This window comes from Streptococcus sp. KCJ4932 (assembly GCF_004352745.1).
Taxonomy (GTDB): Bacteria; Bacillota; Bacilli; order Lactobacillales; family Streptococcaceae; genus Streptococcus; species Streptococcus ruminicola.
On the sequence record NZ_SJWW01000009.1, the window covers coordinates 78,795 to 87,332 of the forward strand.

Here is an 8,538-nt window from a genome sequence, read left to right on the forward strand (position 1 = left end):
ATTAATTGGAGGATTTGTTAAATGGCTAACAAACAAGATTTAATCGCTAAAGTTGCAGAAGCAACTGAGCTTACTAAAAAAGATTCAGCAGCAGCTGTAGATGCAGTATTCTCAGCAATCGAAAGCTTCCTTTCTGAAGGCGAAAAAGTTCAATTAATCGGTTTTGGTAACTTTGAAGTTCGCGAACGCGCAGCTCGTAAAGGTCGTAACCCACAAACTGGTGAAGAAATTGAAATTGCAGCTTCAAAAGTACCTGCATTCAAAGCTGGTAAAGCACTTAAAGACGCTGTAAAATAATTACATAGAAAAGAACCTTGTCGTATCAACTGTTGTTGAGTCTGGCAAGGCTCTTTTTTCTTGTAAAGAAGAAAAGTTTTACAGTAATAAGTCAAAGTAATTCAGGCTTTTATGTTATAATCGAACGTAGAAATATCGTGAATTTACGTGTGATAAATGTAAAGAAAGAGTTAAATCATGGATAAAACACTTTTGTTAGTTGTTATTTTTTTAGGTGCTTTTTCACTTTTTAAAGCAGTGATGTTAATTATGGTTGGACTCGCCATGAAACCAAAAGTTGATGAAAACGGAAATGTCATTGCTCAAGATCAAGCAGAAGAAGACGATAAAACAAGCCCAGGCGAAGACGACAGTGATTTTTGGGATAATTGGTAAAGAATAAGGAAGTTGGGGTGAGAGCTGATTTCTCAGCCGATTATGGCTAAGTTAGCAGTGAGTACTTGCTTAAAAATTGTCTGAAGTTGGAAATCTAGCTTGTAAAGGAAACTTAGTCACTTAAAGTTGGCAATCACTGTTTTTATATTTTTGACAATCGTTTTTAAAAATTTATCTCCAGATTGTTGAAATGCGTATATTTATTACAATTTTATAAATTGAGAGGCTGAGTATTTTTGACTCAGCCTCTTTAAAAGCCCAAAAATAGCGCCTTTGTGGCGCTATTTTTTTGAGCAAGTCATTTGAAAAAGATGTTGATTTTGAGAGGAATTTGCTGTGATTATATCCATTTTCAAGAATTTACTTAATATTTTAAATAAAATTTCTATTGCCCAAATTAAAAAAAATCTATATAATGGATTGTATGGAAAAAAATAAAGAAAAAACATTTTTTGGACAGCCTAAGGCTTTGTTTACTTTATTCCAAACAGAACTTTGGGAACGATTCTCGTATTATGGAATGCGTGCAATCTTAATTTACTATTTGTACGCATCTGTTACTTCAGCTAACGCAGGGTTAGGACTTCCTAAGCCACAAGCAATGGCTATTGTAAGTATCTATGGAGCTCTTGTATACCTTTCTGGTATTATTGGTGGATGGTTTGCAGACCGCGTCCTTGGCGCATCTCAAACAATCTTTATCGGTGGTATTCTTATTACCCTAGGGCACATTGTTTTAGCTCTTCCGTTTGGCTTGACGTCTCTTTTCATCTCACTATTCTTGATTATTTTGGGAACAGGGATGTTAAAACCAAACATTTCAAATATGGTTGGTCACTTGTATGAACCAGACGATCCTCGTCGTGACACAGGTTTCAATATCTTTGTCATCGGTATCAACATTGGTTCATTGCTTGCTCCTATCGTAGTAGGAACAGTTGGACAAAGTATCAACTATCACTTAGGTTTCTCTCTTGCCGCTATTGGTATGGTATTTGCTTTATTTGTTTATTGGTATGGACGAATGAAGCAATTCCCAGAAATTGGAAACAAACCTTCCAATCCATTAACGACAGCAGAGAAAAAAGGGTTAGCAATCAAATCAGTTATTGGTTTTGTTATCTTAGCTGTTGCTGGAACATTACTTTACCAAGCAAGCCCAGCTAAATTCGTTGATAACGTCATCAATATTCTATCAATGGCTGGTATCTTCATCCCATTTATCTACTTTATCTTGATGTTCGCATCTAAAAAAGTTTCAAGTACAGAACGTAAGCAATTGTTGGCTTACCTTCCATTGTTCTTGTCTTCTATCGTTTTCTGGTTAGTTGAAGAACAAAGTGCGACAGTTATTGCTGTCTGGGGTGAAACTCGTACAAACTTGCATCCAACAATCTTTGGTATTAACCTTTACATTGACCCTTCATGGTATCAATTGCTTAATCCATTGTTCATCGTTATTTTGACACCATTATTTGTTTGGATTTGGAACAAAATGGGTGAACGTCAACCATCAGCGGTTACAAAATTTGGATTAGGATTGTTGTTAACTGGTGTGTCATACATGATCATGGCTTTGCCAGGTATGTTGTATGGAACAAACAACCGTGTAAGCTTTATCTGGTTGGTAGTAATGTTTGCCGTTCAAATGGCTGGTGAGTTGTTAGTTTCTCCAGTAGGTCTATCTGTTTCAACTAGACTTGCACCACTTGCATTCCAATCACAAATGGTTGCACTTTGGTTCTTGGCAGACTCAACTTCACAAGCAGTGAATGCTTTGATTACACCATACTTTACTAAAGACACAGAAGTAGCATTCTTCGGTATCTTAGGACTTGTATGTCTTGGTATTGGTGCTTTGTTGCTACTTATCAAAAAACCAATTTTGAACTTAATGCGTAATAATTAATCTTTTAGGAACTCTTTCTCTTATGAGAAGAGCTTCTATGTCAACTGTAGGAGGTGGCAAATCCTAAAAAGAGTGAGGACAACATGTCCTTGCTCTTTTTGTTTTTTATTAGTCGATATATTTCAATTTGCCACGGAAGTCTTCTAGGGTTTCATAACCTTTTTCTGCCATGATAGCTTTAAGTTCTTCTGTGATGCGGGCAAAGGCAGCAGGACCTTCTTGGTGAAGAATTGTTCCTATTTGAACCATACTTGCACCGCATAAAATATGTTCAAAGGCATCACGACCAGTTTTAACACCACCTGTTCCAATAATTTGGATAGATGGATTTAGGCGTTTATAAAATGCGTGAACATTAGCAAGTGCGGTTGGTTTGACATAATCACCACCAATACCACCAAAACCATTTTTAGGTTTGATAACAACAGTTTCATCGTCAACCACCAAACCATTTCCGACTGAGTTGATGCAGTTAACGAATGTTAGTGGAAATTGATTGAAGATAGCTGCCGCACGGTCAAAGTGTGCGATGTCAAAATATGGAGGCAGTTTAACTCCAAGAGGTTTTGTAAAGTATGTGAAGATATCTTTTAAAATTCGTTCAGTTGTTTCAAAATCATAAGCGATTTGTGGCTTACCTGGGACATTTGGACAAGAAAGGTTTAGTTCTACAAGTCCTTGGTAGTCAGATTCTTGAACTGTTTTTAAGATAGTATGTGTTTCTTCTTCAGACATACCAACAAGTGACAAGAAGTGATTTTTACTATTTGGTGTGTTTTGGAGTTCAGTAACGTAGTCAAGATAATATTGGAAACCATTGTTTGGTAGTCCCATAGAATTGATTGAACCAAGAGCTGTATCAGCGTAACGCGGTTCGGGATTTCCTGGACGCGCAGCCAATGTTCCAGTTTTTGTGACGAAAGAGCCTGCAGCAGAAGCCTCAATTTCAGCTAATTCTTCTCGAGTCATACAATAAACGCCAGCAGCGTTCATCAAGCAGTTGTCAAAATCGAAAGCTCCAATTTTTGTTGCAGTTGAAACCATAAAGTCCTCCAAAAATCTATTATCACACAATAGTGAATTTTCTGATATTACAAGAAATATTTTACTATTTCAGTAACCTGAAAGCAAGTGTTTTTCCGAACAATCTTGAAAATATTATAAAAAACAGAAAGATTTTGCCTGATTTTGGATACTTTTTTTGTTTTTTATCTTGTTAATAGACTGAAAAAATGAAAAATACCTCTCGAATTAAACAAAGTTAGTTCATGCTTGCATAGTTTTTGTGAAAGTGATAAACTGATTACAGTAGAACATTTGAGTAATTGTTCAAGTGTTTTATAAAAGATATTGGAGATAATTAAGATGATTGAGACTAATGAATCACAAAAATTACTAAAAGGTGATTTGCTAATGGATGTTTCCAGCTTTTTTAAGGCGTTAGGAAACACGACTCGTTTGCAAATTATTTCTTGTTTAAGCAAGGGAGAGTTAAAATCTAGTGAATTAGCAGAAATTTTAGAGATGACGCCATCAGCGATTTCACATCAGTTGACTATGCTAAAAAATCTCAAGATTGTTTCTGTTCGACGCGAAGGTAAAAATCAGATTTATGCCCTTGCTGATAAGCATATTAGCCAAGTTTTGGAGTCTGTTGTAGAGCATTATCAGGAGGATTAATCATGTCACATAAACATAAAAAGAAGCTCGCTCGCATCTTGCTAGCAGCGCTAGTTTTTCTTGTCGTTTTCCTTGTGGTTCGCTTGAACCATCTGGGCTTAGTAGCTCAAGCTTTTTTATATGCCATTCCGTTTTTAATGGCTGGTTATGATGTTTTGAAAAAAGCCTTGGTAAAAATAAGTCAAGGGAAAGTCTTTAGTGAACATTTTTTGATGTCACTAGCGACACTTGGAGCATTTGCTCTTAGTTTTATGACTGGTGAGGCTGAATTTGCCGAAGCTGTATTTGTAATGATTTTCTACCAAGTTGGTGAATTCTTTGAGCATATTGCTGAAGGTAGCAGTGAAAAATCAATTTCAGAACTACTAGATTTGCGACCAAATCTTGTTCATTTGGAAGAAGGTGGTCAAACAGTTGATGTTGATCCGAAAACCTTACAAGAGGGTCAGGTGATTGTGATTCAACCTGGGGAGAAGGTTGCGATTGATGGTATCTTGGTTTCTGGTGAGTCTTCAGTTGACACAGCAGCTTTGACAGGAGAAAGTTTACCACAAAGTGTTCAGGTTGGTGACCAAGTTCTCTCAGGGATGATTAACATGACTGGTGTGATTCGTGTTAAAGTTTTGCATCGTGTTGAAGATTCTACTTTGAGTAAGATTTTAGATTTGCTTGAAAATTCAACAGCTAATAAATCAAAGAGCGAACGTTTTATGACTAAGTTTGCAGAAGTTTACACACCAACGGTAGTTATTGCTGCTTTGATTTTAGCTTTCTTACCGCCAGTATTTTCAGGTGATTTTGTAGGGAATTTTCCAGAGTGGCTTAGCCGTGCGCTTACTTTCCTTGTTATTTCTTGTCCATGTGCTTTGGTCATTTCTATTCCGCTTAGCTTTTTTGGCGGTTTGGGAGCAAGCTCAAAAGCTGGTGTTCTCATTAAAGGCTCAAACTATCTTGAAAGTTTAGCTTCACTTGAAACGTTGCTTTTTGATAAAACAGGGACTTTGACAGAAGGTGTTTTTGAGGTAACAGCTCTTCATTCAGATGATATTAAGAAAGAGCATTTACTACACTTGGCTAGTCATGTGGAACGTTTTTCAAGTCACCCGATTGCTCAATCACTTCGTGAAGCTTATGAAAAAGAAGCAGATGATTGTTCGATTACAGATGTGACTGAAAAATCTGGTTACGGTATTAGTGCTAAGGTAAACGGTCATGATGTGGCTGTCGGAAATACTAAATTTATGGATAGCTTAGGAGCTAAATGGAAACCTTGCCATAAAGTCGGAACGATTGTTCATGTGGCTATTGATGGTGCTTATGCTGGTCATATCGTTATTTCAGATTGCATTAAATCAGATACCAAGGAAGCTCTGGAACAACTTAAAAAAGCTGGTGTGAAAAATCTTGTCATGTTAACGGGAGACCGTCACGAAGTAGCTGAAAAAATTGCTGATGACTTGTCAATGACAGATTACAAAGCGGAGCTATTGCCAGCTGATAAGGTCAGTGAACTGGAAGGCTATTTGACGAAAAAATCTCCTCGTGCCACAGTCGGATTTGTTGGTGATGGCATTAATGATGCTCCTGTATTAGCTAGAGCTGATATCGGTATCGCCATGGGGGGGCTTGGTAGTGACGTTGCCATTGAAGCAGCAGATGTTGTTGTTATGAATGACCATTTGTCAAAAATTGCGCAGGCTATCAAGATTGCACGTCAGACAATCACTATCGCTAGAGAAAATATTATTTTCTCAATCGGTATCAAAGTTTTAGTCTTGATACTCGCTAGTCTAGGCTTAGCTAATATGTGGTTAGCTATTTTCGCTGACGTTGGTGTGACAGTACTTGCGACCTTGAATGCCATGCGAACAATGAAATTGACATAGAAAATTTTTTGAATTATAATAGCCTTAATCATATAGAAAGCTACCATTTTCGTTAGAAAGTGGGGTGGTATGACTGCTTTTGAATCTCTCTTTTTGAGAATCGATTGCTGGTCATGCCATTTTTTATTTTGAAAAAAATGAGAGTAAACGGTTGGTAAAGGCAGACTCTTTTACAGAAAATTAGCAATTATACTAGCTTTTTTAGAGCTTTTTGGGTAGAATAGTAAGAGTAAACGACTTTTGTCGTAATAATAATTGGTTAAAATGCTGAGCCAAAAATAGTTTAATGATTTGCCATTCTGGTAAGGGTTAAGATCTATTTTTCGCTGTGTATTTATAGCCTTTGGACTATTTTAAAGGAGACTTTATCTAATGGTAAAATTAGTGTTTGCACGTCACGGGCAATCTGAATGGAACAAAGCTAACCTTTTCACTGGTTGGGCTGACGTTGACCTTACAGAAGAAGGTACTAAACAAGCTACTGAAGCTGGTAAATTGATCAAAGAAGCAGGAATCGAATTCGATGTTGCTTTCACTTCAGTTCTTAAACGTGCTATCAAAACAACTAACCTTGCTCTTGAAGCTTCTGACCAACTTTGGGTTCCAGTTGAAAAATCATGGCGCTTGAACGAACGTCACTACGGTGGTTTGACTGGTCAAAACAAAGCTGAAGCTGCTGAAAAATGGGGTGACGAACAAGTTCACATCTGGCGTCGTTCATACGATGTATTGCCACCAGCTATGGCTAAAGACGATCAATACTCAGCACACACTGACCGTCGTTACGCTAACCTTGATGACAAAGTTGTTCCAGATGCAGAAAACTTGAAAGTTACTTTGGAACGTGCCCTTCCATTCTGGGAAGATAAAATCGCTCCAGCTCTTAAAGATGGTAAAAACGTCTTTGTAGGTGCTCACGGTAACTCAATCCGCGCTCTTGTAAAACACATCAAACAATTGTCAGATGACGAAATTATGGATGTTGAAATCCCTAACTTCCCACCACTTGTATTCGAATTTGACGAAAAATTGAACGTTACTGACGAATACTTCTTGGGTAAATAATCTGATATAGGATTATAAGGCTTAAAACCCTTGATATGAAAGCATTCTAGGCTCACCCCTAGGGTGCTTTTTTTGAATTTGTTTAGATTTTTGTTTAGATTTACTAAAAAAGTTTGAAAGAAAAGGGTGACCCAAAAGTGTCATACCCTTTATAAACTATTAATAGCATTTTCAAATATTGAAGCTGATTTTTGAGCCCCTTCTTTAGTTGCGTGAACGTATGTATTAAGTGTCATAGAGATATCACTATGACCTAGACGGTGTTGTAAGTCTTTTGGCTGAATACCAGCGTAAAGCATAATTGTAGCGTGTGTATGGCGCAAACCATGGAAAGATACATTAGTTACACCAGCGTTTTTAAAGTGCTTATCAAGTCTTCTTCTTAGATTGCAAGCAATAGCGTATTTTTCTGTAAAAACAGAGAATACAACTGTTTCAGACCGTCCGAGTTGCCATGATTGGACTTGTTGGCGGTTTTTATATTGCTTAAGCATAAGTATAGTAGCTTTATCAATTGAGATATCCCTATACCCTGATTTTGATTTAGGCGGATTTACTTTGTGGTACCTATTAAGTGTCTTATTAACGCTGACTATACCTTTTTCTAAGTCAATATCAGACCATTCAAGGGCTAAAGCCTCACTAATACGCATACCAGTAGCAAGCAAAAACGTATATAAAACAAAGTCAAATAGATTTTCATAAATTGATTTGTCTAATGTATCTAGGTAGCTTAAGAATCGCTTTAATTCTTGCCTGTCTAAGAACTTAATTTTAGCTTTTTCTTTTTGTTTTTTACGTGGGACAATGATATCCCTTGCTGGGTTGTGTTGTATTAGTTGCATAGCAACGCCATATTGAAGTATACGGCTATTTACATTGTGAAGTAAGTTGTAGTTTGCGTATGCTCCTTTAATGCCCTTATTTGCCCTGTCAGCCCATTTATTAACTTGTTGTTGAATAATAGGTGTTGTTAGCTTATCAAGCTTATAATCGCCAAATACGGGCAATATATGAACCTTTAACAGTCCTTTCATTGCTTGTTGGGTGTTTGGCTTAACTGTATTCTTGTAATTATCATACCAGAGTGAAGCAAGTTCTTTATAAGTCTTTGCTGTAACTTTGGTTTTAGTTGTATAACCGTTACTGATGAACTCATTAACCGCCTCACGGGCTTTGGTTTTAACACCTTTTTTGGTAGAAGCGGGACAGGGACATATTGTCAATATTGCCAGCATCGCTGGTTTGATTGCTTCAGCGAAATCATCAGTTTACTCGGCAACAAAATTTGCGGTGATTGGCTTTTCAAATGCCCTACGTTTGGAA

7 protein-coding genes and 2 pseudogenes are annotated in these 8,538 nt (G+C 37.1%); 7 read left to right on the forward strand and 2 right to left on the reverse strand.

The window, feature by feature from the left end; all coding sequences use genetic code 11:
• The first annotated feature begins 21 nt into the window (after window positions 1-21).
• From E0E02_RS05405 to E0E02_RS05415, 3 genes are all read left to right on the forward strand, one after another.
• On the forward strand, window positions 22-297 hold the full coding sequence (locus E0E02_RS05405) for an HU family DNA-binding protein (RefSeq protein WP_009853724.1): 276 nt from the start codon (window positions 22-24) through the stop codon (window positions 295-297).
• A gap of 177 nt (window positions 298-474) precedes the next feature.
• Entirely contained in the window at window positions 475-672 is a 198-nt protein-coding gene (locus E0E02_RS05410; RefSeq protein WP_133018061.1) for a hypothetical protein, read from the forward strand.
• Window positions 673-1,096: 424 nt separating this feature from the next.
• Window positions 1,097-2,581, forward strand: a complete 1,485-nt coding sequence (locus E0E02_RS05415; RefSeq protein WP_133018062.1) for a peptide MFS transporter — start codon at window positions 1,097-1,099, stop codon at window positions 2,579-2,581.
• Between the two features lie 108 nt (window positions 2,582-2,689).
• On the opposite strand, the gene E0E02_RS05420 is transcribed toward E0E02_RS05415, so the two are convergent.
• Complete coding sequence (locus E0E02_RS05420; protein ID WP_133018063.1) at window positions 2,690-3,625, reverse strand: dihydroorotate oxidase; 936 nt, start codon at window positions 3,623-3,625, stop codon at window positions 2,690-2,692.
• Window positions 3,626-3,946: 321 nt separating this feature from the next.
• On the opposite strand from E0E02_RS05420, the gene E0E02_RS05425 reads away from it, so the two are divergent.
• The 3 genes from E0E02_RS05425 (at window position 3,947) to E0E02_RS05435 (ending at window position 7,212) form a co-directional block, all read left to right on the forward strand.
• Window positions 3,947-4,261, forward strand: a complete 315-nt coding sequence (locus E0E02_RS05425) for a metalloregulator ArsR/SmtB family transcription factor (RefSeq protein WP_074601408.1) — start codon at window positions 3,947-3,949, stop codon at window positions 4,259-4,261.
• A 2-nt stretch (window positions 4,262-4,263) separates the two neighbouring features.
• On the forward strand, window positions 4,264-6,147 hold the full coding sequence (locus tag E0E02_RS05430; protein WP_133018064.1) for a heavy metal translocating P-type ATPase: 1,884 nt from the start codon (window positions 4,264-4,266) through the stop codon (window positions 6,145-6,147).
• A 372-nt stretch (window positions 6,148-6,519) separates the two neighbouring features.
• Entirely contained in the window at window positions 6,520-7,212 is a 693-nt protein-coding gene (locus E0E02_RS05435) for a phosphoglycerate mutase (protein ID WP_020916409.1), read from the forward strand.
• 149 nt (window positions 7,213-7,361) lie between these two features.
• Here the strand turns inward: E0E02_RS05435 and E0E02_RS05440 are convergent.
• Window positions 7,362-8,417, reverse strand: a pseudogene (locus tag E0E02_RS05440) (site-specific integrase); the annotation flags it as partial.
• Between E0E02_RS05440 and E0E02_RS05445 the strand changes: the two are divergent.
• Window positions 8,368-8,538: pseudogene (locus E0E02_RS05445) on the forward strand (SDR family NAD(P)-dependent oxidoreductase); the annotation flags it as partial. The pseudogenes E0E02_RS05440 and E0E02_RS05445 overlap by 50 nt on opposite strands.

Bases quoted from the DNA above. Each gene is read 5' to 3' on its own strand.
- E0E02_RS05405 (WP_009853724.1), top strand. From the start codon at position 22: ATGGCTAACAAACAAGATTTAATCGCTAAAGTTGCAGAAGCAACTGAG.
- E0E02_RS05410 (WP_133018061.1), top strand. From the start codon at position 475: ATGGATAAAACACTTTTGTTAGTTGTTATTTTTTTAGGTGCTTTTTCA.
- E0E02_RS05415 (WP_133018062.1), top strand. From the start codon at position 1,097: ATGGAAAAAAATAAAGAAAAAACATTTTTTGGACAGCCTAAGGCTTTG.
- E0E02_RS05420 (WP_133018063.1), bottom strand. From the start codon at position 3,625: ATGGTTTCAACTGCAACAAAAATTGGAGCTTTCGATTTTGACAACTGC.
- E0E02_RS05425 (WP_074601408.1), top strand. From the start codon at position 3,947: ATGATTGAGACTAATGAATCACAAAAATTACTAAAAGGTGATTTGCTA.
- E0E02_RS05430 (WP_133018064.1), top strand. From the start codon at position 4,264: ATGTCACATAAACATAAAAAGAAGCTCGCTCGCATCTTGCTAGCAGCG.
- E0E02_RS05435 (WP_020916409.1), top strand. From the start codon at position 6,520: ATGGTAAAATTAGTGTTTGCACGTCACGGGCAATCTGAATGGAACAAA.